A 24,248-nucleotide genomic window follows, 5' to 3' on the forward strand; every position below is an offset into this window, starting at 1 on the left:
GGCTGGTCATCATTTTTGGCACAGCGGCTTTTAACTGGCGGCTATTGGGGGGCGTTTTGCCTGAAGTGTCAGCAGCAGCCGATAAAGTTTCAATGCCCGACCGCTGATCAGTCCACAGACAAAGCCGGAAGCCGACGCCTTGAGCAGCGACATCTCAAGGGTGGCGGCCATTTCCGGGTGAACGTCATCCTGGTAGCCGAAGTAATAGTTCACCGCAAAAAACAGCAGATACAGCACCAGTGTTTTTGCTGTGCCCGGCACGATCAGGCCGGTTTGCGGATCATCCAGCTCGATGCCCTTGCGTGGGAAAATCAGCAACGCCGCGAGGCTGCCCAGGATGACGGCGGCCAACCAGCAACTGACCGATAGCTGCGGATTCAGCGTCAGATTCAGCGAATACAGGGACCAGCCCAGCAAGATCGGCGCTGTGACGAGCAATGAAGTTTTGCTTTCACGGGTCGGGGACAGGGCTTTGATGCCGTAGTAGCACAGCAGCAGAAATATCGCGTAAACCCACAATGGGGTGTTTTGCAGGGTATTGAGCATCGCGCAGCATCCTTGCCGAAATGGGAACCGGGATATTAGCCGTTGTTGTGGCCCAGGCAGTCGACTATTTTCCCAGCGAATTCAGATTCATCGACCGAACCGCCAATTGCTCAGCCGTTTGCTGATCCACCGGCAACGAAAAGCGGAAGGTCGCGCCGCGTCCGGGAACGTCAATCAGCTGGATCTCGCGGCCGTGCAATTGCAGGATCCGGTGCACGATCCGCAACCCCAGTCCGCCATCACGCCGTGCGCCGCCAATGTTGAATGGGCGCAGGAACAGACCTTCGCGCAGTTCGGCGGCAATGCCGGGGCCGGTGTCGCTGACGGTGACTTCGATAAACGGTCCTTGAGGACGCAGGGCGAGCTCGATTTCTCCTCCTGGCGGGGTGTGGCGCAGGGCGTTGTCGAACAGGTTGGTGAGCACCCGCTCGATCAATCCAAGGTCGGCGCAGGCCGCCGAAACATTGGGGGCAAAGGTGGCTTTCAGTTCGACCTGGCGCGCCTCGGCCGTCAGTTCGAATTTCTGGAAAATATCCTGCACCAGATCGGTCAGCGAGAAACGCTCCAGCACCGGTTGCACGAAGCCATGTTCCAGGCGCACCAGTTCCAGCAGCGATTGCGCCAGACCACCCACCTTGCGGCTTTGATCCAGCGCGATGCCCAGGTAACGGCGGCGGTCGGCGGGTGACAACGTGGTGTCCTTGAGCGACAAGGTTTCCAGGTAACCGTGCAGCGAGGCCAGAGGTGTGCGCAGGTCGTGGGAGATATTGGCCACCAGTTCGCGGCGTTCCTGATCCTGGCGGGTCAATGAACGCCATTGCTCACCGAGGCGCGCCTGCATCTGTCGGAAGGTCGCGTCGAGTATGGCAATTTCATCGTGGCTGGCGGCTTTTTCCACCGGGACGGATGCCGGCGGCGTTACCGGAGCACCATCAATGTCGAACCGGCTGACGGTTTCGGTCAAACGGCGCAAAGGTCGGGTGATGAGGGCGAATGCGGTGAGACCGGCAATCAGGCACAGCAACGCCACCAGCCCGATGGACAACAGCGCGGTATTCAGGGCAGCGCTGGTGGCGCCGCGTTCGGCGAAGCGGTCGTGCTCCTCGCTCAGCAGCACCACATAGAGATAACCCACCTGTTTGCCATTGACCTGCAATGGCGCGGCGCTGAACACTTTGCGGCCATCGACGCTACGCGGATCGTCGCCGAGAACCGGCAGGGCATCGCCCTTGAGCAGACGCTGGATCGGCGCCAGATCGACCCGCTCCCGGCGTATCCGACCCTCGGGCGCAGCACTGCCGACAATCCGGCCCTCGGGGTCGAGCAGATAGACCTCGACACTGGGATTGACCAGCATCAGTTGGCTGAACAGGTCGCGCACGGCGTCGGGCATCAGGCCTTTGGTGTCCATCAGCACGGTGTCATGGGCGATGTGCCGGGCCAGGTCCCGCGACAACCCTTGCACCACTTCCAGCTCATGCATCTTGTTGGACCGCACCTGCATCCAGGCCGACGTGCCGCAGCACACCAGCAGCAACACGGCGAACACCAGCGACAGGCGCTGAGTCAGGGTCAGTCTCACGGTTGTTCCTCCCTGGCCGCGAACTTGTAGCCGCGTCCCCACACCGTGAGGATGCGTGCCGGTTGCGCCGGATCGGCTTCGATCTTTGCCCGCAGGCGGTTGATGTGAGTGTTGACCGTGTGCTCGTAGCCTTCATGGCTGTAGCCCCAGACGGCGTTGAGCAGGTCCATGCGCGAGAACACTTTGCCGGGCTGACGGGCGAAGAAATACAACAGGTCGAACTCCCGTGGGGTGAGGTCGAGGCGGCGACCGTCAAGGGACACATCACGCGTGATCGGGTCGATGGAGAGGCCGTCCATGATCAGGCTGCCAGCGTCCATTTTCAGGTTGCGGGCCATGGCGTCGACCCGTCGCAACAACGCTTTGACCCGGGCCACCAGTTCGAGCATCGAAAAGGGTTTGGCCAGGTAATCGTCGGCGCCGAGTTCGAGCCCGAGAATCCGGTGCACTTCGCTGGAGCGCGCACTGGTAATGATGATCGGTGTGTAGCGGGCCATGGCGCGGGCGCGGCGGCAGATTTCCAGGCCGTCGACGCCGGGCAGCATCAGATCGAGGATCAGTGCGTCCCAGCTTCCTTGCTGCAGCAGGCGCATGCCTTCATCGCCGTCGGCGCAATGCACCACCTCGAACTGCTCATCGCGTAGATGCAGGCAGATAAGGTCGGCGATATGCAGGTCGTCCTCGACCACGAGGACGCGTTTGGTCTGTTCCATCAAGCTCAATCCTTCGGCGCAATGAGCGCATTGTGCGGGTTTTCCGGGGCCTGAGTTATCACGAATTGTTTAACTTCTCGTGAGGATTTGGCGATCAACCCAAGCCTAGGCTGTGTTCCATGACAGGCACCTGGAATTTTCGGAGACGACCATGTTTTCACGGCGACAGTTTCTCGTAGCAAGCGGCGGGCTAGGCGCTGCAGCCCTGGTCATCGGTGTATTGCCAAAATTTGCCGCCAGTTCTGCGCTGGTCAGTGACGCCAGCGCGGCGGAGGTGTTCGAGGTGACTCACAGCGACAGCGAATGGCGCGCCATGCTCAGCGCCGAGCAGTACGAAATCCTGCGCGAAGAGGGCACCGAACGGGCCTACAGCAGCCCGCTGAACAACGAGCACCGTGACGGTACGTTTGCCTGTGCCGGTTGCGACCTGCCGCTGTTTTCTTCCGCAACCAAGTTCGACAGCCGCACCGGTTGGCCGAGCTTCTGGGCACCGCTGGACAAGGCTGTGGCCACTCGTCAGGACCGCTCCTTCGGGGTACTGCGTGAAGAAGTCCACTGCCGGCGTTGTGGCGGTCATTTGGGCCATGTCTTCGACGATGGGCCCAAACCCACCGGTCTGCGTTATTGCATGAACGGCCTGGCGATGACTTTTGTGCCGCAGGCGACTTGATCCGCGGGTACTCCCTTTTACTCACTTTTGCAGGTCGATGTTATGTGGCTTCTGGTCCTCGCTTATCTCGGTGGTGTGCTGACGATTGTCAGCCCGTGCATCCTGCCGGTGCTGCCCTTTGTCTTCGCTCGCACCGGGCAGCCGTTCATGAAGAGCGGGTTGCCGCTATTGGCGGGCATGGCGCTGACCTTTGCACTTGTCGCTTCGCTGGCAGCGGTGGGCGGCGGTTGGGTGGTGCAAGTTAATCAGTACGGTCGCTGGCTCGCATTGCTGTTCGTTGCACTGTTCGGGCTGACGCTGTTGCTGCCTCAATTGGCGGAGCGTCTGACCCGGCCACTGGTGGCGGCCGGCAGCCGGTTATCGGAAGTCGCGGGCGCCGATGCACGGCCGCGTCCCGGCGCTTCGTTCCTGATCGGCGTCGCCACGGGCCTGCTCTGGGCTCCGTGCGCCGGGCCGATTCTGGGGCTGTTGCTGACTGGCGCCGCGTTGCAAGGGGCGAGCATCGCAACCACCTTGTTATTGCTGGCCTACGCCGCGGGTGCCGCAACCTCCCTCGCGGTGGCGCTGTTGCTGGGCGGTAAAGTCTTCGCGGCGATGAAGCGTTCCATCGGCGCTGGCGAGTGGCTGCGTCGAGGTCTGGGCGCCGCAATGCTGGCCGGTGTCGCGGCGATCGCCCTGGGGCTCGACACCGGGATTCTGGCGCGGATTTCGACGGCGTCCACCGGTGGTATCGAGCAGGCTTTGGTGGGACGGCTGGCCGGCCAATCACCGAACGTTAGCGGGGCGATGATGGCGCAGGTTCCAGCCTCGGGGAGTGCAATGAAAGCGGCTGACAAAGCGCCGGGCGCACTGCCGATTGAGGGCAACCTTCCACCGCTGGACGGCGCGGTGCAATGGCTCAACTCACCACCCCTCACCGCGCAGGCCTTGAAAGGCAAAGTCGTGCTGGTGGATTTCTGGACTTACTCCTGCATCAACTGCCTGCGCTCGCTGCCTTATGTGAAGGCTTGGGCCGAGAAGTACCGCGATCAGGGATTGGTGGTGATTGGCGTCCATGCGCCCGAGTTTGCTTTCGAACGAGACGTAGGCAATGTCACCAAAGCGATGAAGGACCTGGGCATCAACTACCCGGTGGCCATCGATAATGACTTCAAGGTCTGGCGAGCTTTCAACAACCAATACTGGCCGGCCCACTATTTTGCCGATGCTCAAGGTCGCATTCGTTATCACCATTTTGGTGAGGGCGAGTACGCCGAATCGGAACGGGTGATCCAGCAACTGCTGCGCGAAGCAGGTGCCGCGAAGGTCGCGGACGGTCTGATCAATGCCAGCGCCGAGGGTGTTCAACTGGCCCCGGACATGACCGAAGTGCAATCACCGGAAACCTATGTCGGCTACCAGCGTGCCGAGCATTTCGTGCCTGAAACCAGCCTGGTGCCGGACAAGGTGTCGGCCTATAGCGCTCCATCGCAATTAGCACTCAACGACTGGAGCCTGGACGGTCAATGGAATGTCGGCCCGGAACGGGCGACTTCAAGCGCGCCGGCCAGTCGCATCGTCTACCGCTTCCATGCCCGCGATCTGCACCTGGTGCTGGGGCCTGGCGCTGACCATAAACCGGTGCGCTTCAAAGTGTTGGTTGACGGAAAAGTCCCCGGCGATGCCCACGGCACTGACGTGGCGCCCGACGGCAGCGGTAGTGTGACTGCACAACGCTTGTACCAATTGGTGCGCCAAACCGGCGGCGTAACGGATCGGACCTTCAGCATCGAGTTTCTCGATCCCGGAGTGTCGGCGTATGCGTTTACGTTCGGTTGATCGTCATTCCATTCATTCAGGAATCAGCCTCATGAAAACCCTATTCACCTGGCGTCGCACCCTGTTGGGCCTGGCCGCTGCCGGCGTCATCGGCCAATGCCTGGCGTTCTCCTTCGGTGCGGCAGAAGACGCGGTCATCATTCCTCCACCCACCCTCGACGAAACCACCCAGGCCGACAGCGAAAGGGCGGTCTTTGCCGGCGGTTGTTTCTGGGGCGTCCAGGGTGTGTTCCAGCATGTCAAAGGGGTGAAGAAAGCGGTCTCCGGTTACGCCGGCGGCGCAGCCAACACTGCTCAGTACGAGCGGGTCAGCAGTGGCGATACCGGTCATGCGGAATCCGTCGAAGTCACCTTCGACCCCCGTCAGGTCAGCTACGGCACCTTGCTGCAAATCTACTTCTCGGTGGCTCACAACCCTACCGAACTCAACCGTCAGGGACCTGACAGCGGCACTCAGTATCGCTCGGCGCTTTTCCCGGAAAACAGCGATCAGCAACGCATCGCCCAGTCCTACATCGCCCAACTCGGCGCCGCCCATTCGTTCAATAAACCCATTGTCACCAAGCTGGAAACCTACAACGGTTTCTACCCGGCCGAGGAGGAACATCAGGACTTTCTGACCGAGCACCCGACCTATCCGTACATTGTGATCAACGATTTGCCGAAGGTCGCGCAGCTGAAAAAGCTTTATCCAGATCGGTATCAGGAGAAACCGGTATTAGTGAAGACCGGGTCATAGCGCGACGGGATATGGCAGGCGCCTTGATCAGGGATTTTCCTCCAGGCGTTTGCCCATCTCGAAGGCTCGCATTTCATAGCCCAACTCTTCGTACAGTCGAAGTGCCGGTGCATTGAATGCCCAGACGGTTAGACGCAGGTCCACAGCGTTGTGTTCGATGGCCCAGGTTTGAGCGCACTGCATCAACGCTCGTCCAATGCCTTGGCCCCGAATACGTTCATCAACACAGACCGAACCGACCCTGGCGATCCGCTGAGGTTGCATCAGCGGGCTGCTGAACTGAGTGACTTGCACGGTGATGAATCCAATCGTTCTACCTGCTTGTTCAGCGATAAAGGTCGCCTGATTCTCACCGTCGATGTACGGCCGCCAATGGGTACTGTCGCGCGCGAAATTCTCAGTTGCAGGCGCATAAGTATCCGGCCGCTGTTGATGGTGAAGACTGTTGAGTTGCTGACCCAGTTCGCAAATGGCGAGTAGATCGTCCGGTGTAGCCCGGCGATAGAGGAGGGGGGAAGTCATTGGCTTTCCTTGGCACATCTTGTTTCAGTTAAGGAGTGTTTGGCTATTTACGACGCGGGCGCTCCATCGCAATGGTCGACGTTTCAAAACCCAGGCTTGAAAAGAAATCCGAAGCGCCTTCCCGGCCTGCTCGCAGAGTCCAGGTAATGTCGGTGTTCTCGCCCATGACATGTTCAACCAACGCGCGCCCGATACCTTCACGTCGATGTTGTCCACAGACAACGACCATCGACAGATAACCGTTTGATAGGCCGTCCGTGATGCCTCGGGCAAAACCGATAATCCGGGAGTCCTTCATAGCAAGGGCTGTGCGTTGGGAGTTAGCGATCAACTGCGCAAAATGCTCAGCGGAACCTGTGCGGTGAGCCCATCCGTTCTGCCCCAGAAAAAGGCGTACAGACTCTACTTCCGAGGGCAGTACATCGCGAACATGCAAGGCATTGTTCATCCGGAAATCACATTCTTGCCCGCGATCTTCGACCGATACAGCGCCTGATCGGCCCTGGCCAGCAATCCGGTCTTTTGTTCTTCTTCAAAGCGCTGAACCACGCCAAAACTCATGGTCACTTGAAAGTCCCCCACTGGCAGCAGGCTTGCGAGGCCATGGCGGATGCGTTCGGCGAGGGTTCGGGCGTCGGCGAGTGGTGTATTGGGCAGGATCAGGATGAACTCGTCGCCACCCCAGCGTGCGAGCAGATTGCCCTCGCGTACGCAGTGCTTCACGCTCTCGACCACCTGCACCAATGCTGCATCGCCCAGCGCGTGGCCATAGTGATCGTTGATGTTCTTGAAGTCGTCGATGTCCATGGCGATCAACGACAGCGGTTGTCGAAAGCGTTCGGCGCGATCGCATTCCTGAGGCAGGGCTTTTTCCAGAAGATAGCGATTGGCGATTGAGGTCAGAGCGTCGGTTTCCGCCAGTTTGCGGTTTTCTTCGAGTTGGATTTGCAGTTGCTGATTGACGCGAGACAACTCTCGGGTGCGTTCTTCAACGATCGCTTCAAGGGATTGGTTGCGTCGCTCAAGCGCTTCGTACAGGCGCTTCTTGTCGTCGATGCTGCGGTGCGCGCCGACCATTCGCGCCACCGAGCCGTCGGCATTGCGTGCCAATACGTAGCCACGGTCTTCGATCCAGGTATAGCTGCCATCCTGCATGCGGCAGCGATACTCGGCCTGATAGCCAGGGGCGCGCTGATTCAGGTAGTCATCGAACAGCGCCATGACCTGTGGGTAATCGTCGGGATGGATCACGTTTTCCCAGGTCAACACGTTGTTATTCAGGGAATGAGGTGGGTAGCCGAGCATCTCGTACCACCGGGGGTTGCGATAGACGAACCCTGTGTTGGCGTTCCAGTCCCAGATGCCGTCGCTGACCAGTTCCAGAATGGTGTGCAGCATGTCTTCATTCAAATCCGACAGATTGAACTTCAACGGCTCGATATTCGACGCCTCACCCATCTTCGCACTCCCTGTCGCCCTGATAGCTACGTGACCCGCACGTCGAGGAGATTAGTCGATGGGGTATTCGGTCGGCTAGTGCTTGCCCCATCTCTGCAAGGCAAAGTCGACGAAACTACGCAGTTTTGGCAAACGGTAACGATCCTGGGCATACATCAGGTTCATCGGTCGGCTTGGCGGCAAGTAATTCTGCATCAAAGCCACTAGTTTTCCGTCCTTGAGATCCTGCTCCATCAACGCATCAGGCAGCACCACGATGCCCATACCGGTTCGCGCCGCTTGATGCAGTCCTGCCGAACTGTTGATCAACATCGGCCCATTGACCGCTACCGCCAATTCTCCCTCGGGACCGGTCAGGCGCCAGTGCTTTTCCACCGACTGCCAGTCATCCCCGGCCGGATAGGCAAAGGACAGGCAATCATGGTGTTGCAGATCATCAGGTTTTTCCGGTGTGCCTTTGCGCGCCAAATACTCCGGTGATGCACACATGGTCAGGCTGTAGTCGAGGAGTGGACGGGCGATCAGGTGGGTCTCCTCGGTATTGCCCAGGCGAAACGCCACGTCGAAACCGTTTTCGAGCAGGGCCGGACGGCGGTTGGTGAGGACCACATCCAATTTGACGCGTGGACACAGCAGGGCGAATTCACTCAGGGCCGGTGCCAGTTTTTCGCTGCCGAACGTCAGCGGCGCGGTGATGCGCAGGGTTCCACTCGGCTCGTCGAGGGCCTGCTCGGCCAACCGTTCGGAATCGGCCACCAGCCCCAGCACTTCAAGGCAACGCTGGTAATAAGCGGTGCCGAACTCCGTTAACCGCTGGCGTCGCGTTGTACGGTTGAGCAGGCGCACACCCAGGCGTTGCTCCAGGGCTCGCAGGTGATTGCCGACCATAGTGGTGGACATTTCGCACTGCAAAGCGGCAGCGGTCATGCTGCCGGTTTCCACCACCCTGACGTAAACGGTCATTGCCTGGAATAAATCCATTATCAAGCCCAGCTTTAAAATGATTGAAGTGTTGCAGCGTTTATCCAGCTCAGGTGGCTAACCATACTGCAAAAACACCGACTATTGATGGAGCTTGATGTCATGACCGCCGCCTGCCTGATGACCACTTACCAACCTTTGGCCTTGAGTTTCAGCAAGGGCCTGGGCACACGCCTGTGGGATCAGGCCGGTCGTGAATACCTGGACGCGGTGGCGGGCGTGGCAGTGACTAACGTCGGTCACTCCCATCCGAAAATCGTCTCGGCCATCAGCGAGCAGGCGGGGTTGCTGTTGCACACTTCCAACCTCTACAGCATCGATTGGCAACAGCGGCTGGCGCAGAAACTGACGCAATTGGCGGGCATGGAGCGAGCGTTCTTCAACAACTCCGGTGCCGAAGCCAACGAGACCGCGCTGAAACTTGCACGGTTGTACGGTTGGCACAAAGGCATCGAACAACCGCTGGTGGTGGTCATGGAGAACGCCTTTCACGGCCGCACTCTGGGCACCTTGTCCGCCAGTGATGGCCCTGCCGTGCGCCTGGGCTTCAACGAGTTGCCGGGGGACTTTGTCAAAGTGCCATTCGGCGACCTCAAGGCGTTGGACAAGGTGCAGCAAGCCCACGGCCCGCGCATCGTGGCGATCCTGATGGAGCCGATTCAGGGTGAAAGCGGAGTCCAAATGGCCCCACCCGGTTACCTGAAAGCTATTCGCGAACGCTGCACTCGGCACGCGTGGCTGCTGATGCTCGACGAAATCCAGACCGGCATCGGCCGCACCGGCCAGTGGTTTGCCTTTCAGCACGAAGGCATCGTTCCGGACGTCATGACCTTGGCCAAAGGCCTGGGCAACGGTATTCCCATTGGCGCCTGCCTGGCCCGGGGCAAAGCCGCCGACCTCTTCACCCCCGGCAGTCACGGCAGCACCTTCGGCGGCAATCCACTGGCCTGCCGGGTCGGTTGCACCGTGCTGGAGATCGTCGAAGAACAAGGGCTGCTGGAAAACGCCAAACTTCAGGGCGAGCGTTTGCTCGCCAGATTGCGCATCGAATTGGCGGACGACCCGAACATCCTGGAGATCCGCGGCCAGGGTTTAATGATTGGAATCGAACTCAAACAGCCGATTCGCGACCTGACCCTGATCGCCGCACGGGACCACGGCTTGCTGATCAACGTGACACGGGGCAAAACCATTCGCTTGCTGCCGCCGCTGACGATTGATGAGCGGGAAGTGGAGATGATTGTCAGAGGGGTTTGCCGGGCGGTGAAAGCGGCCTGATACGCCATTGATCGTTTGATCGTTCCCACGCTCCGCGTGGGAATGCAGCCCAGGACGCTCCGCGTCCCAAAAAGCGTGACGCAGAGCGTCACAAGAGGCATTCCCACGCAGAGCGTGGGAACGATCGATCTCTTTGTAGGGGCAGCCCTCGGCTTCTCCTACAGAATCGGGGTCTCCGTTTGTATCATTGGTTTCCGAGCGCTGGTTGTTCCTGCCCGCAAGTTATCGATCGAATTGAGCAGACGCTTCGCATTGGCTTTCGATTTTAGAAGGTAGGCGGTTTCATCGTCTGATTTGGAATTGGCCACAGAGCTCTTTCCAATGCATTCGGGACTATCTGTTTGGTTGACTGTGCGCATCGTATTCTCCGCATTCGATAGGTATTCAGTATCCATCGACTTCCCAAAAGACGTTTCCGTGATCGATGTAATCCCGATCTGATTTACTCGACATCCCCCGGCCCCCAAGTTTTTTGATCGTGCCCATGCTCCGAGTGGGAATGCTCGATGGTGAAATGCACACAGCCTAGGCATCGGCTCGGTGTCATACGGACGCAAACGGCCGCTCCCCCAAACTCTCCACCAAACGAACCAGATAACCGTCCGGATCCTGCACCAGAAATTCGCGTTGGCCGACTTCTACCGCATCGGCGCGATACCAGACATCAGCGCAAGGACGAAACAACGGCCATTCAAAGTCGGCCAGACGCTGGAGTATCGGCTCGACAACGTCGACCGTGATCTGAAAGTTTATGCCTCGGCCAAACGGCGCTTGCAGTACGCCGGTCATCCACTGGCTTTCGGCCGGGTCGTATTGCTCCAGCATGATCTGAACGCCGTTTTGATCGAGGTAGGCAAAACCGACTTCGGGGCGCTCATAGGCGATTTGAAAACCGATCAGGGATGTCCAGAAGTGAAGGCTTTTCTTGATGTCCGTGACCATTAATTCGGGGACTAATTTGCTCCGTGCAAACATACGTATCCTTGGTAAACAGTGTGAGTTAGTTGGCTTGTTTCGCGAAAGTTGTGATTTCGGTTCGATCCCTGAGCTTGAGTTTCGAACCGCCAAACCCTTCGAACAGTTGCTGATGCGGGGCAAATCCACTGGAATCTTCGCGCATACGATAGCTGCCGGCCCAGTCGAGCAACGCAATCAACAACTCGTCATTCTTGTCTCGCTGCGCCTCTCGCTGACGAACATTGGCAACACATTCCTCATCTTCAACGCACAGCCAGATCAGTGCTGTCGCCCGAGGCAAGAGTTCGCTGATGATCCAGCCGTAAACGCCTTCGATCACCCAGCGCTCTTCACTGGCCATCACCCGTGCCATGCCCAGCGCCTCGGCACGGGGGCGGGCGATGCTGTGTTCGTCGGACAACCAGTGAATCGAATCGAGATCGACCCACGGCACTTGCAGGTGCTTGGCCAGTCGTTCGGCCAGCCAGCTTTTGCCGGAACCGGAGTTGCCGATGATCAGGGTTCGGGTGAGGTTCATGAGCGACACCGATCACGTAAGGGGGCCGTTAACCGATCGTTCCCACGCTCTGCGTGGGAATGCAGCCCGGGACGCTCCGCGTCCCTTTCGAGAGTTGGAACGCGGAGCGTCCCTTGAGGCATTCCCACGCAGAGCGTGGGAACGATCAACGATCAGCCTTCAGCGTTCAGTCTTCGCTGTCAGGCGCAACCATCCGCGTCTTCGGCGAGCCGTTTGAGTTGTGCTGATAGATCTCCTGCGGCTGTCCTTTTTCATTAAAGAACACTTGCCCGATCCCCGCCGAATTCCACAGCCGTTCACCTGCTTCAGCATGTTCCGGGACATGGGGAACAATGCGCATACGTCGGCGTTTGGTCAGCCAGTTCAGCGGCGAGCGCGGCGAGTAGAGCCAGCGGTTGAGGCGGTCGAACCACTCCAGCAGCGCGGGCGGGAACTCGTTTTTGATGCCGCTGCTGGTGATCTGCCAGATGCGCGGGCCGGCCTTGCGGTGTCGGATCAGTACTTCGTAGACGAAGGAATAATGCACATCGCCCGACAGCACCACGTAGTTACCCGGCGTGCGCGAGTGTCGGAAAATGTTCAGGATCACCTGCGCCGCACCACGATGGGCCATCCAGTTTTCGGCGTCCACCAGCAGGGGATAACCGCACCAGCTGAAAACACGCTGCACGGTTTCGATCAGTTTGACGCCGAAGATCGGCGCCGGTGAAACGATGATGGCCGAAGGGTGATCGAGCAGCTCCTGTTGCAGTTCGCTGAGGGCTTCCCAGTCCAGCAGACCCGACGGTTGCTTGAGGTTCATCTCGCTGCGCCAGCGCCGGGTGCGGGTGTCGAGTACGACGATGGCCGGGCTGGTGGGCAGCACGTAATGCCAGTTCTGAAATCTCAGCAGTTCGTCAATCAGCTCGTCCTGAATGTCACTGTCGAGGTAGCGGTCATGCCCGGTGGCGCTCAATCCGACAGCCTTCTTCAGCACAGCGCCGAACGCATCCGGGTTGTTGCCCCAGCCTTGGCACAGCATATAAGCAAGCAGTGCGTTGCCGATGATGCGCCTGGAGAACGGATGGCCGTAGGCCGTTTCCTCCCATTGCGCGGAAAGATTCCAGTCATCGGTAATATCGTGATCGTCGAAAATCATCAGGCACGGCAGGTGCGCGAGTGCTCGGGCGACGCCTCCGAGACCGGCCTTGAAGCCATCGATGCGCGTCTGCTCAAGGGTATAACGCTCGCGTCTTGCAGGTGTCAGCGCCGGCGGTTGCGGGGCGATCAATGTCCAGGGTGTCGGCGACCAGACCAGCAGGTACATGGCCATGACTTCGGCGAACGTCACCAGATGGTTGTCGGCACTGCTGCTGGTGAAAATCGGCTTACGCGCCCCACCGAAAAATCGCTCGCGCAGGGTTTCGTTGCTCTCCAGCGCCGGTAACAAATCCGCACGATGGTAGTAGCTGGCGGGGTGCTCGTAGAGCTTGGCGCTGTCGCTGACTACCGCGCCTTCGAGGTGCTCTTCGAACAGCCCCAAGCGTTTGATCAAGGCATGGATGGCTCGCAGCATCGGCCCCGCGACATCGTCGGCATACACCTGATCGCCGCTCATCATCAACAGCGCCGGGCGTTTGTGTACATCCGGCTCGGCTTCCAGCAAACGATCGACGCACAGCAAACCGTCCGGGGCTGGGTGGTGAGGTTTGCGGCAAGAGCCGTGCAGTAGATGATCGGCCTTTTTACGCAGGACGAAGTTGGGGCAACGGGCGTCTCCGTACAGCAAGTGCGGGGCCCAATCGGCGATGCCTGTGCCTGCGTCGTCAATCAACAGGTCGTATTCGATTAACGTGTCGCAGGGCAGGGCGGCGTCCAGCGACACATCGATCAAATGAACAAAAGCCTGGGTGCCCACCGCAATGACTGTGCACTGACTCGCGTCGAGGTGGATCGCGTCGCGATCTTGCAGACGCAACGTCAGCGACAACGCCCGCGACCCCACCAGCCACATCACCAGCCGCGTGGGCTCCAGACGCCGCAACAGCGGCCCGACCAGGACAGGTGGCAGGGATTGGTGATTGTCAGGCAGCGGCAAAGACATGGACATCCGGGTTTCTGGAACAGAGAAGCGCGCGATGATAACGCAGCTGACGTCAATGAATGGCAACGGGCTCGAATCTGACAGTCAAGGCAACTGCTCGCTGCCCGCCGTCATTACATCGGTCTCGCCATTGGCCACAAGCCAGCGAAACAAGTCTGTCACGGACACCGTGTGGCTACGCTCGATCCATCGCACCAGCGCCGGGCCATAGTGTTCGGTGTAGCGGCTGAGCACCAGATGGCGACAGTCCTCTGACAGGCGCAGGGTAATTTCCCGACAGTGCAGAGTGGCCGGGTCGTGCTGGATGACCCGTTGTTGCAGCGTCAGGCTATTGCCTTCAGAAACCATCGGCCGGTGCTCCTGTGCATTGATGTTTGGTTGTCTGCGCCGAGCCTTGTTTGCCATCGGCGACGTAAGCGGCACGATGCTCGGCGACCACGTTGCGTAACGCGCTGTAGTAGTCCGGCAGTTTTTGCAGGCTATCGGTCAGCGGTAAGGCTTCTGCGCGGCCATCGACGAAGCCACCGACCGTGCTGATCGTGGCCAAGGTGTCCACGGTGTCGCTGTTGCTGCCAAACGGATCGACCACAAAACCGAGCACGCGGCCGACGGCGTCGCGGCTGTTGGAAGTGCCGAGCAAAGGCAGTTCGACGATCGGCCCGTTGCCGATGCCCCACACGCCGAACGTCTGGCCGAAGTCCGCGTCGTGACGCGGAATGCCGGCCATGCCGGAGACGTCGATCAAGCCCACCACACCGACCGTGGTGTTGAGCACGAAACGCCCCAGCGTATTGGCCGAGCGCATCGGGTTGCCTTGCAGCAGGTCATTGATGAATACCTTGGGCTCGCCGAAGTTCGCCACAAAGTTATGCACACCGGTCTGGAAAAAATCTGGCGAGTAGCGATAGCCGCGAGCGACCGGCGCCAGGGCATAGTCATCGACCACCCGATTGAACGCGAAGACCCCGCGATTGAACGGTTCGGCGGGGTCGTTCACCGAATAGGCGATGTCGGCGCAACTCACATCGGTGGACGGCGGCTGACTGCTGCAACCCGCCAACCCGGCGGCCAACACGGCAATCGAGGTGTTGCGGGTCAGCCAGGGAGCACAATTGAAAGGCAACATGGACGCGATTCTCGGGAGGAATTCGCCGAGATGCTGGGGCCCAAGCCTTGCGCAAAGATGTCTGGTTTATTGCGTCGCTGACGCTTTATTGCAGGATTGAAATAAATGACGCGCAGCCGTGAATGGTTTTAGATGGCGGTTCCATTCGCCCCTTAAGTGACCTTCGGTGAACAGCCTTTTAATTGTGGACGACGACCTTGAGGTTCTCGATCTACTGAAAAAATTCTTTGAGCAGCACGGCTACAGCGTCGAAGTCGCCACCGACGGCGCATCGCTGTGGGCGGCCATCGAGCGACAGCTGCCAGACCTGATCATTCTTGACGTGATGTTGCCCGGGGACAGTGGGCTGATCCTGTGCCAGCAACTGCGGATTCGATACGCAATACCGGTGATCATGCTCACCGCCATGGGTGAACTCAGTGATCGGGTCGTCGGCCTGGAACTTGGCGCCGACGATTACCTGACCAAACCCTTCGACGCCCGTGAGCTGCTGGCCCGAGTGCGCGCCGTGCTGCGCCGCGTGGACGAGCGCCGTCCGGTATTGCAGGAACGGCCACGGCCGCTGATCGACTTCGCCGACTGGCACCTGGACGTCACCCGTCGTGAACTGCGCTCGCCGGACAACGTGATGATTCCGCTGTCGGCCGGTGAGTTTGACTTGCTGCTGGTCTTCGTCGAACATCCCCAGCGCATTCTCACCCGCGAGCAATTGCTGGACCTGGCGCGTGGGCATTGTCATGAGGCATTCGATCGCAGCATCGACGTTCAAGTCAGCCGCCTGCGACGCAAACTCGAGTCCGACACCAAACGGCCGGCGATGATTCGTACCGTGCGCAATGGCGGTTACCTGTTCACGCCCAGCGTGACGCGGCGATGATCGGGTTGAAGCGGATACGCGCCCGAGACTGGCCGCAAGATACGGTGGCGCGCTGGATCGCGTTGACGATCATCCTGGCCATGCTCATTTCACTGGCGCTCAATGGGCTGTTTATCCAACTGGCCGGCGTGTGGGCGCGTCCGCCGCTGACCGAAACCGGCTTGCTGGAAAAAGCCGCTGCCATCACCCGTGTCGTCGAGGCCGCCCCGGCGCCCCTGCGCAACTCATTGGCGCAAGCCGCCAGCGAGAACGGCTTCACCGTCAGTTGGCATCCTGATAGGCACGATCTCAATTTGCCAGCCGTGGAAGATCCGAAGTCCGGCATCGGCTCGACCATTCTGCAGCCCATGCTCAAAACCCCTGACCGGCGCATCGAAGCCTATGAACCGGCCGACTGGACGGAACACACGGCGGAGGCGCATTACGCGCTGCTGATCGAGCTATCGGATTCGACATGGCTGATGTTCTCCGCGCCCTCGCGCAGTTGGGGGCTCGACGAAACGCCACGCTACCTGATCGTGATCCTGCTGGTGCTGATCTCCACCGCACTGGTCGCACTGATCGCCACCCGGCGCCTTGCCACACCGTTGCAGCACTTTGCCGAAGGTGCCCGACGCTTCGGCGTGGACTTCCGCGCACCGCCGATCGAACCGCTCGGCCCCCACGAAATCCGCCAGGCGATTCTCGCGTTCAATGCCATGCAGGCCCAGTTGCAGCACTTCATCCGCGACCGCACGCAAATGCTCGCCGCCATCTCCCACGACCTGCGCGCGCCCCTGACGCGGATGCGCTTGCGGGGGGAATTCATTGAAGACAGCGAGCAACAGCAGCGCTTGTTTCGTGACGTGGATGAAATGCAGGCGATGATCAACTCGGCGCTGGAGTTCTTCCGCGATGATGCGCGGCTTGAGCCGGCGACCCAGTTTGATCTGGCGGAACTGCTGCAAACGTTGCTGGATGATTATCGGGATCAGGGCGTCGAGATTGCTTTCAGTGGGCCGCTGCGGTGGGTGTATTTCGGGCGACCGTTGGGGCTTAAGCGGGTGATGACCAATCTGCTGGATAACGCGATCAAGTACGGCAGTGAGCCGGCGATTGAACTGATCCCCGGAGCTGGCGAGGTGAGGATCAACGTGCTGGATCGTGGGCCGGGGATTGCGGATGCCAGCCTTGAACAAGTGTTCGTGCCGTTCTTCCGGTTGGAAGGCTCGCGGAACAAAAGTACTGGGGGCGTTGGTTTGGGGTTGTCGGCGGCGCGGGCGATTGTGCTGGAACACGGAGGCGAGCTGACACTGCGCAATCGGTCGACGGGTGGGTTGGAGGCGTTGGTGGTGTTGCCGGTGCATCCGGGTTGAGGATTCGGACTACCACGGGACCGATGCTGATGAGTAGCCCTTGTGGGAGCGAGCCTGCTCGCGAAAGCGGAGTGTCAGGCGCCATATCGGTCGACTGACACTCCCTCATCGCGAGCAGGCTCACTCCCACAGGGTTTTTCGGTCAGGCTCAGGATCGTGTGAACCTAAGCCTCCCAACCCGCCCCACTGACCGCCGCTTGCGCCAGTGGATGCAAGTCTGCCCCTTGATGCTCCGTCTGCCAGGCCAGCAATTCCTTGCGCATGCCGGGCGTCCAGTACAGCTGCAGGTGATTACGCACGCCGAGCACGGCCTGTTGCTGGTCCGGTTCGCTGGCGAAGTACTGGGCGATCTGGTTGACCATTTTGATCAGGTTTTCAGTGCTCATCGGCGTACCTCGGCTTTTGCTCCGGCGGCGCGTGCCTGGCGGCGTTCGTCGAGCAGGCGTTGTTGGTTATCACTGAATTCCTGATAGCGTTTTTGCCACTCGGAAGGGTGGTAGACGCGGCTGACTTCCACGGCAGTTACCTTGTACTCCGGACAGTTGGTGGCCCAGTCGGAGTTGTCGGTGGTGATCACGTTGGCCCCCGATTCAGGGAAGTGGAACGTGGTGTACACCACGCCCGGGGCGACCCGTTCGGTGACCCGCGCACGCAGCACGGTCTGGCCGGCGCGGCTGCCGATACCGACCCAGTCGCCTTCGTTGATGCCACGGCTCTCGGCGTCGGTCGGGTGGATTTCCAGACGGTCTTCGTCGTGCCAGGCGACGTTGTCGGTACGCCGTGTCTGAGCGCCGACGTTGTACTGGCTGAGGATGCGTCCGGTGGTCAGCAGCAGCGGATAGCGATTGTTGACCTTCTCCTCGGTGGGCACGTAGCCGGTGAGCATGAAGCGCCCCTTGCCGCGCACGAATTCCTCGATGTGCATGGTCGGCGTGCCGTCCGGTGCCGCGGCGTTGCATGGCCATTGCAGGCTGCCGTGGCGGTCCAGTTCGGCGTAGCTGACGTTGGTGAAGGTCGGCGTCAGGCTGGCGATTTCATCCATGATTTCTGATGGATGCTGGTAGTTCATCGGGTAGCCCAGAGCGTTGGCCAGGGCCACGGTGCCTTCCCAGTCGGCCTTGCCGCCCAGAGGGTCCATGACCTTGCGCACCCGGGAAATGCGTCGCTCGGCGTTGGTGAAGGTGCCGTCTTTTTCCAGGAACGAGCTGCCCGGCAGGAACACGTGGGCGAACTTGGCGGTTTCGTTGAGGAAAATGTCCTGCACCACGATGCATTCCATGGCGGACAGGGCTGCGGTGACGTGCTGGGTATTCGGGTCGCTCTGGGCGATGTCTTCACCCTGGCAATACAAGCCCTTGAAGCTACCGCTCAACGCCGCCTCGAACATGTTGGGAATGCGCAGGCCCGGGTCGGGTTGCAGGGTGACATTCCAGGCTTGTTCGAATTCTGCGCGAACGACCTCGTTGGAGATGTGGCGGTAACCGGGCAGTTCGTGGGGGAAGGAGCCCATGTCGCAGGAGCCCTGAACATTGTTCTGCCCACGCAACGGGTTCACGCCCACGCCTTCGCGGCCGATGTTGCCGGTGGCCATGGCCAGGTTGGCGATGCCCATGACCGCGGTGCTGCCTTGGCTGTGCTCGGTGACGCCCAGGCCGTAGTAGATCGCCGCATTGCCGCCGGTGGCATACAGGCGAGCGGCGGCGCGGATGTCGGCAGGGTCTACGCCGCAGATGGGGCCGAGGGCTTCCGGCGAGTTGTCCGCGCGGCTGACGAATTCGCGCCAGTGGGCGAATTCGTTGTCCTCGCAACGGGCGTCGATAAAGGCTTGGTTCAACAGGCCTTCGGTGACGATGACGTGGGCCAGGGCGTTGAGCATGGCGACGTTGGTGCCCGGGCGCAGGGCCAGGTGCAGTTCGGCGCGGGCATGCACCGAGTCCACCAGATCAATGCGTCGTGGGTCGATGACGATCAGTCGCGCACCTTCACGCAAGCGGCGTTTGAGCTGGGAGGCGAACACCGGGTGGGCGTCGCTGGGGTTGGCGCCCATCACCAGGATCACGTCGGCTTGCATCACCGAGTCGAAACTCTGGGTGCCGGCGGACTCGCCAAGGGTTTGTTTCAGGCCATAGCCGGTCGGCGAGTGGCAGACCCGCGCACAGGTGTCGACGTTGTTGTTGCCGAAGGCGGCGCGCACCAGTTTCTGCACCAGGTAGGTTTCTTCGTTGGTGCAACGGCTGGAGGTGATGCCACCAATGGAATCGCGACCATATTTTTGCTGCAGCCGACGGAATTCGCTGGCGGCATAGGTCACCGCTTCATCCCAGCTGACTTCCTGCCAAGGGTCGTTGATGTTTTTGCGGATCATCGGTTTGGTGATGCGATCCGGGTGGGTGGCGTAGCCCCAGGCAAAGCGTCCTTTGACGCAGGAATGGCCGTGGTTGGCCTGGCCATTCTTGTCTGGAACCATGCGCACCAACTGGTCGCCTTTCATCTCGGCGCGGAACGAGCAGCCCACGCCGCAATAGGCGCAAGTGGTGATCACGCTGCGTTCTGGCTGGCCCAACTCGACCACGCTTTTTTCCATCAGCGTCGCGGTAGGGCAGGCTTGCACACAGGCGCCGCAGGACACGCATTCCGAGTCGAGGAAGTTCTCGCCACCGGCGGCCTCGACCCGGGATTCGAAACCGCGCCCGGTAATGGTCAGGGCAAAAGTGCCCTGGGTTTCTTCGCAGGCACGCACGCAACGGTTGCAGACGATGCACTTGCTCGGGTCGTAATCGAAATACGGGTTGGAGGTGTCCTTCACGTCGGCCAGATGGTTGTCACCTTCGTAGCCGTAACGCACTTCTCGCAGGCCGACCTGGCCGGCAACGGTTTGCAGCTCGCAGTTGCCGTTCGCGGAGCAGGTCAGGCAGTCCAGCGGGTGATCGGAGATGTACAGCTCCATGACGTTGCGGCGCAGAGTCGCGAGTTTCGGCGTCTGGGTGTGCACGGTCATACCTTCGGTGACCGGCGTGGTGCAGGACGCGGGGTAGCCGCGCATGCCGTCGATCTCCACCAGGCACATGCGGCAGGAGCCGAAGGCTTCCAGGCTGTCGGTAGCACACAGTTTCGGAATCGTGGTGCCCAGCAGCGCGGCGGCGCGCATCACTGAGGTGCCTTCGGGCACGCTGATGGTGCGGCCGTCGATGTTCAGCGTAACTTGCACGTCGCTGTCGCGGGCAGGAGTGCCCAGGTCGATATCGGTTTTCGGGTCGAAGAGAGTAATCATTGGTCGGCCTCCGAGGATTGCAGACCGAAGTCGGCGGGGAAGTACTTGAGGGCGCTGGCCACCGGAAACGGGGCCATGCCGCCCAATGCACACAGCGAACCGTATTGCATCGTGTCGCACAGGTCCTTGAGGATGATCACCTGCTCTTCGCGACCGCTCTGGTCTGGCGCGGCGAGCAGGCGGTCGATCACCTCCACGCCCCGGGTCGAGCCGATGCGGCACGGCGTGCATTTGCCGCAGGATTCCTCGGCGCAAAACTGCATGGCGAAACGCGCCATTTGGGCCATGTCCACCGTGTCATCCGCCACCACCACACCACCGTGGCCGAGCATCGCGCCAATGGCGGCGAACGCTTCGTAATCCAGCGGCGTATCGAATTGCGACGGCGGCACCCACGTGCCGAGCGGGCCGCCTACCTGCGCGGCCTTCAGCGGCCGGCCACTGGCGGTGCCACCACCGTAGTCTTCCACCAGTTCGCGCAGAGTCAGGCCAAAGGCCCGTTCCACCAAACCACCCTGACGAATATTGCCCGCCAGCTGGAAAGGCATGGTGCCGAGGGAGCGGCCCATGCCGTAATCGCGATAGAACTGCGCACCCTTGGCCAGAATCAGCGGCACCGAGGCCAGCGTCAGCACGTTGTGCACCAGCGTCGGCAAACCGAATAGCCCTTGCAACGCAGGGATCGGCGGCTTGGCACGGACAATCCCGCGCTTGCCTTCGAGCGAGTCCAGCAGCGCGGTTTCCTCACCGCAGATGTACGCGCCGGCACCGACCCGCACTTCCATATCGAAGGCCAGGCCGCTGCCGCCGACATTGGCGCCGAGGTAACCGGCGGACCGGGCGATGTCCAACGCTTCGCGCAATGTGGCCACGGATTGTGGGTATTCCGAGCGCACATAGATGTAGCCGTAACTGGCGCCAACGGTGATGCCGGCAATGGCCATGCCTTCGATCAGCAGGAAGGGGTCGCCTTCCATCAACATGCGATCGGCGAAGGTGCCGGAGTCGCCTTCATCGGCGTTGCACACAATGTACTTCTGCGCAGCCAGGGTGGCGCGCACCGTGCGCCATTTGATCCCGGCCGGGAAAGCCGCGCCGCCACGGCCACGCAGGCCTGAATCGAACACTTCCGTCGCGGTCTGCTCGCCGCCCACTGCGATGGCCCGGGTCAAGCCCTCGAAGCCACCGTGGGCCCGGTAATCATCCAGGGACAACGGCCGGGTAATACCGGCGCGGGCGAACAGCAGGCGTTGTTGAGTCTTCAGATAAGGTAATTCTTCCACCAGGCCCAAGGCCAGTGGATGGGTGAACGGCTCGCTTTGCAGGGCTTCGAGCACGGAGGGCACATCGGCGGCGGTCAGCGGGCCGAAGCCGATCCGGCCTTGCGGACTGTCCACTTCCAGCAGCGGTTCCAGCCAGTACAGGCCGCGCGAACTGGTGCGCTGCAAGTCCAGCGGCAAGTTGCGTTCCTGGGCCTGAGTGGCAAGGGCCACGGCGACTTCATCGGCGCCCACGGCGCGGGCCAGAGAATCACAGGGCAGATAGAGGCGCGGCATCATGCGTCCTCCCGGCAAGCGTCGAGCAAGGCATCCAGACGCTCAGCGCTGAGCCGCGCATGCACTTGGCCATCCAGTTCCAGAGCGGGCGAGCAAGCGCAAGCACCGAGGCAATACACCGGACGCAAGCTGATGCTGCCATCGGCGCTACTACCGTGATCGTCCAGTTGCAGACGCTCGCGCAACTGCGCCGCAAGCTGCTCGGCGCCGCGACTCTTGCACGACTCGGCGCGGCACAGCCGCAGGATATGCCGGGCCGGCGGCGCGGTACGGAAGTCATGGTAAAAGCTGATCACCCCGCGAACCTCGGCCTGACTCAGGTTCAGCGCGTGGGCAATCTCGGGGACGGCCGCATCGGGGATGTAGCCGATGCCCTCCTGAATCTCATGAAGAATCGGCAACAGTGCGCCCGCAGAGCCCTTGTGGCGCTCCAGCACGCTGTTGACCATCGGCAATTGCAACATCTCATCAGGCATTCAGCATTCCTCACGGTCACGGACAAACCAGAGGGTTGTCGGTCGTCCGAAAGTGTCGGCTGCGGCACTCACACCACGTCACGGAATCGTGGCAATTTCAGGCCGTCGGCCAGGGCACCCTGAGCGGGTATCTTGTAGTGCCCGGCACGGTCTTCGCCGCACCTTTTATAGGGCATTGAGGCAGCTTGCCACGCTGCTTTTGATTCGACTGCACCAAAGCGACGTGTTCAGTTCTGCCTACGACTATCCATTAAGTCTAGATGAGTGTGCGGCCAGAGGCGGCGTCCCGGAATGGTCGGGGACTATGGGCAGCGCTATCGCGAATCATGCTTGAACCACCCCCAGCCCGCTGCTGATGCACCGCGCCGTTTGGATGACGTCATGGGCGGGTTGGAAATCAAAGAGGTGATCAAGTCGGGAGGGGAGGGGCTCAGTTGGCCACCCGTTTCCAGCGCTTGTGCCAAGCTGAAGGGGTGTTAACACCCCTGCCGCTCAGGCAACCCTCAGGAAGCCCATGACATGAAGCCCACTCATGCATCGCACGTCCGTCGAGAATTCTTCAAAGCCATCGGGTTCTACCTGCGCGTTGTCTGGCCGATCTTTTCTGTACTGATTCTTCTGATCGTGCTGTTCGGCCTCATCATCAGCTACCTGGAGGGCTGGGATCTTTTTGACGGCATCTATTTCGGCTTCGTGACCGGTTTGACCATCGGCTATGGAGAGCTCGTGCCGAAACTTGGCATCTCGCGGATTCTGGCGATTTTGCTGGGGTTCAACGGAGTGCTGATGACGGCGATATTTGCGGCGATCAGCGTTCGGGCGATTGAGGTTGCAGTGCGGGCGACGGGGCGGGAAGAGTCGGGTAAGCCGACGGCGTGAAGTTATGCTTGGTTGCGACTGGAAGGGGAGGACGTCATCGACTCCTGAAAATCCATGCGCGAGGGCGTGATGTTTACCAACAGGTTTGAAAGCCCCGAAAGAACTCGGGGCTAACAATGCCAGTCAATTCACCACCTACCCTGTAGGAGCAAAGCTTGCTCGCGAAAGCGCCAGACCTGCCAACATCAATGCTGAAGGCCCTGGCATCATCCTAAGCCGTCCGATCCCCCAGTCCCTCAGACTTCGCCTCCGCCCGCCTGGACGCCAGCTCATTGTCCCGATCCCGATTCAGCACCTTCACCGCATCATCCACCACCGCCTTGCTCATCGCCGTCAAATAATGCGCGGCCCAGGCGTGACGGTCGGTGTCTCTGTCATAGGCCGCTTCTTTGGTCAACGCCTTGGCGAGGAAGAGGAAATCAGATGCCATGGCCAACGCATCGCCGAGGGGGACGTTGCAGGTGACATGGAACAGCGCTTGATCCCCGCAGTAGATCGCGGGTGTAAGACCGATGGTCTTGAGTTCGGGTTGTTCGGTCATTGGCCACCTCCGATGAGGGAGAGGCGGTCGGGGAGGGCGTTACGCGATTGGGAATTGCGTAGAGGGGAAAGCCAAATTTTGTACGGATTGATGCTGCGCATTATCAGACTCCTTGATATATGGAGCTGCCACATTCGTTTCCACACGAATGGGTGACAGCTGTGCGCAGGGTGGAAAACCGGGAATCAAGGAAACCGGCACGCCCGAAGACGTCCCACGCACAGCCGCCATAACTCACGCCGCAGGCATAAAAAAAGCGCCGGCAGACGTGATGGGGGCGCT

The 24,248-nt window shown here is 60.5% G+C and carries 24 protein-coding genes; 7 read left to right on the forward strand and 17 right to left on the reverse strand.

The features are described from left to right. Positions 1-30: 30 nt before the first annotated feature. The 3 genes from IB252_RS21790 to IB252_RS21800 form a co-directional block, all read right to left on the reverse strand. Entirely contained in the window at positions 31-546 is a 516-nt protein-coding gene (locus IB252_RS21790; RefSeq protein ID WP_192410212.1) for a hypothetical protein, read from the reverse strand. A 64-nt stretch (positions 547-610) separates the two neighbouring features. Next, positions 611-2,128 (reverse strand): ATP-binding protein, encoded by a 1,518-nt coding sequence (locus IB252_RS21795; protein WP_192410213.1) that lies wholly within the window; start codon positions 2,126-2,128, stop codon positions 611-613. Continuing rightward, positions 2,125-2,841 carry a response regulator transcription factor gene (locus tag IB252_RS21800; RefSeq protein ID WP_074873916.1) on the reverse strand — a complete coding sequence of 239 codons (717 nt, stop codon included), beginning with the start codon at positions 2,839-2,841 and terminating at the stop codon, positions 2,125-2,127. The genes IB252_RS21795 and IB252_RS21800 overlap by 4 nt, the downstream gene beginning before the upstream one ends. A gap of 151 nt (positions 2,842-2,992) precedes the next feature. Here IB252_RS21800 and msrB point away from each other — a divergent pair, with 151 nt between their 5' ends. Genes msrB through msrA form a run of 3 tightly spaced genes read left to right on the forward strand, consistent with a single transcriptional unit; the run spans position 2,993 to position 6,068 of the window. Then, positions 2,993-3,511: a peptide-methionine (R)-S-oxide reductase MsrB gene (gene msrB, locus IB252_RS21805; protein WP_192410214.1), complete on the forward strand. Its 519-nt coding sequence runs from the start codon at positions 2,993-2,995 to the stop codon at positions 3,509-3,511. Positions 3,512-3,553: 42 nt separating this feature from the next. Continuing rightward, entirely contained in the window at positions 3,554-5,329 is a 1,776-nt protein-coding gene (locus IB252_RS21810; protein WP_192410215.1) for a cytochrome c biogenesis protein DipZ, read from the forward strand. A 31-nt stretch (positions 5,330-5,360) separates the two neighbouring features. Then, complete coding sequence (gene msrA / locus IB252_RS21815) at positions 5,361-6,068, forward strand: peptide-methionine (S)-S-oxide reductase MsrA (protein ID WP_192410216.1); 708 nt, start codon at positions 5,361-5,363, stop codon at positions 6,066-6,068. Between the two features lie 27 nt (positions 6,069-6,095). Here the strand turns inward: msrA and IB252_RS21820 are convergent, their stop codons facing one another. From IB252_RS21820 to IB252_RS21835, 4 genes are all read right to left on the reverse strand, one after another. Further along, positions 6,096-6,590, reverse strand: coding sequence for a GNAT family N-acetyltransferase (locus IB252_RS21820; protein ID WP_192410217.1), 495 nt, complete (start codon positions 6,588-6,590; stop codon positions 6,096-6,098). Between the two features lie 43 nt (positions 6,591-6,633). Further along, positions 6,634-7,038 (reverse strand): GNAT family N-acetyltransferase, encoded by a 405-nt coding sequence (locus tag IB252_RS21825; RefSeq protein ID WP_192410218.1) that lies wholly within the window; start codon positions 7,036-7,038, stop codon positions 6,634-6,636. After that, positions 7,035-8,048, reverse strand: coding sequence for a sensor domain-containing diguanylate cyclase (locus IB252_RS21830; RefSeq protein ID WP_192410219.1), 1,014 nt, complete (start codon positions 8,046-8,048; stop codon positions 7,035-7,037). The genes IB252_RS21825 and IB252_RS21830 overlap by 4 nt, the downstream gene beginning before the upstream one ends. A 75-nt stretch (positions 8,049-8,123) precedes the next feature. Next, positions 8,124-9,029, reverse strand: a complete 906-nt coding sequence (locus IB252_RS21835; protein WP_192410220.1) for a LysR family transcriptional regulator — start codon at positions 9,027-9,029, stop codon at positions 8,124-8,126. Between the two features lie 102 nt (positions 9,030-9,131). On the opposite strand from IB252_RS21835, the gene IB252_RS21840 reads away from it, so the two are divergent. Then, entirely contained in the window at positions 9,132-10,307 is a 1,176-nt protein-coding gene (locus tag IB252_RS21840) for an aspartate aminotransferase family protein (protein ID WP_192410221.1), read from the forward strand. Between the two features lie 543 nt (positions 10,308-10,850). Here IB252_RS21840 and IB252_RS21845 read toward each other — a convergent pair. The 5 genes from IB252_RS21845 to IB252_RS21865 form a co-directional block, all read right to left on the reverse strand. Next, positions 10,851-11,282 (reverse strand): bleomycin resistance protein, encoded by a 432-nt coding sequence (locus IB252_RS21845; protein WP_192410222.1) that lies wholly within the window; start codon positions 11,280-11,282, stop codon positions 10,851-10,853. Positions 11,283-11,307: 25 nt separating this feature from the next. Next, positions 11,308-11,802: an adenylate kinase gene (locus IB252_RS21850; RefSeq protein WP_192410223.1), complete on the reverse strand. Its 495-nt coding sequence runs from the start codon at positions 11,800-11,802 to the stop codon at positions 11,308-11,310. Between the two features lie 166 nt (positions 11,803-11,968). Beyond that, positions 11,969-13,891, reverse strand: coding sequence for an alkaline phosphatase D family protein (locus tag IB252_RS21855; RefSeq protein ID WP_192410224.1), 1,923 nt, complete (start codon positions 13,889-13,891; stop codon positions 11,969-11,971). Positions 13,892-13,969: 78 nt separating this feature from the next. After that, on the reverse strand, positions 13,970-14,233 hold the full coding sequence (locus tag IB252_RS21860) for a hypothetical protein (protein WP_192410225.1): 264 nt from the start codon (positions 14,231-14,233) through the stop codon (positions 13,970-13,972). Next, entirely contained in the window at positions 14,223-15,011 is a 789-nt protein-coding gene (locus IB252_RS21865) for a VacJ family lipoprotein (RefSeq protein WP_192410226.1), read from the reverse strand. Before IB252_RS21865 ends, IB252_RS21860 begins: the two co-directional genes overlap by 11 nt. Before the next feature lie 166 nt (positions 15,012-15,177). Here IB252_RS21865 and IB252_RS21870 point away from each other — a divergent pair, with 166 nt between their 5' ends. Continuing rightward, positions 15,178-15,888, forward strand: coding sequence for a response regulator (locus tag IB252_RS21870; protein WP_192410227.1), 711 nt, complete (start codon positions 15,178-15,180; stop codon positions 15,886-15,888). Continuing rightward, positions 15,885-17,243 (forward strand): ATP-binding protein, encoded by a 1,359-nt coding sequence (locus tag IB252_RS21875; RefSeq protein ID WP_192410228.1) that lies wholly within the window; start codon positions 15,885-15,887, stop codon positions 17,241-17,243. Before IB252_RS21870 ends, IB252_RS21875 begins: the two co-directional genes overlap by 4 nt. Positions 17,244-17,407: 164 nt before the next feature. On the opposite strand, the gene IB252_RS21880 is transcribed toward IB252_RS21875, so the two are convergent. The 4 genes from IB252_RS21880 to IB252_RS21895 are packed head-to-tail and all read right to left on the reverse strand — an operon-like array spanning position 17,408 to position 22,546. After that, positions 17,408-17,629 carry a formate dehydrogenase subunit delta gene (locus IB252_RS21880; RefSeq protein WP_192410229.1) on the reverse strand — a complete coding sequence of 74 codons (222 nt, stop codon included), beginning with the start codon at positions 17,627-17,629 and terminating at the stop codon, positions 17,408-17,410. Then, positions 17,626-20,514, reverse strand: coding sequence for a formate dehydrogenase subunit alpha (gene fdhF, locus IB252_RS21885; protein ID WP_192410230.1), 2,889 nt, complete (start codon positions 20,512-20,514; stop codon positions 17,626-17,628). The genes IB252_RS21880 and fdhF overlap by 4 nt, the downstream gene beginning before the upstream one ends. Further along, the gene (locus IB252_RS21890) at positions 20,511-22,073 is read right to left on the reverse strand and encodes a formate dehydrogenase beta subunit (protein WP_192410231.1); all 1,563 of its coding nucleotides are present in this window, start codon (positions 22,071-22,073) and stop codon (positions 20,511-20,513) included. The genes fdhF and IB252_RS21890 overlap by 4 nt, the downstream gene beginning before the upstream one ends. Further along, positions 22,070-22,546: a formate dehydrogenase subunit gamma gene (locus tag IB252_RS21895; RefSeq protein ID WP_074873929.1), complete on the reverse strand. Its 477-nt coding sequence runs from the start codon at positions 22,544-22,546 to the stop codon at positions 22,070-22,072. Before IB252_RS21895 ends, IB252_RS21890 begins: the two co-directional genes overlap by 4 nt. 519 nt (positions 22,547-23,065) lie before the next feature. Here IB252_RS21895 and IB252_RS21900 point away from each other — a divergent pair. After that, on the forward strand, positions 23,066-23,425 hold the full coding sequence (locus tag IB252_RS21900) for a potassium channel family protein (RefSeq protein WP_111450297.1): 360 nt from the start codon (positions 23,066-23,068) through the stop codon (positions 23,423-23,425). Between the two features lie 211 nt (positions 23,426-23,636). Here the strand turns inward: IB252_RS21900 and IB252_RS21905 are convergent, their stop codons facing one another. Continuing rightward, complete coding sequence (locus IB252_RS21905; RefSeq protein ID WP_192410232.1) at positions 23,637-23,966, reverse strand: DUF3077 domain-containing protein; 330 nt, start codon at positions 23,964-23,966, stop codon at positions 23,637-23,639. Between the last annotated feature and the right edge of the window lie 282 nt (positions 23,967-24,248).

Source organism: Pseudomonas sp. PDM10 (assembly GCF_014852295.1).
Classification (GTDB): domain Bacteria; phylum Pseudomonadota; class Gammaproteobacteria; order Pseudomonadales; family Pseudomonadaceae; genus Aquipseudomonas.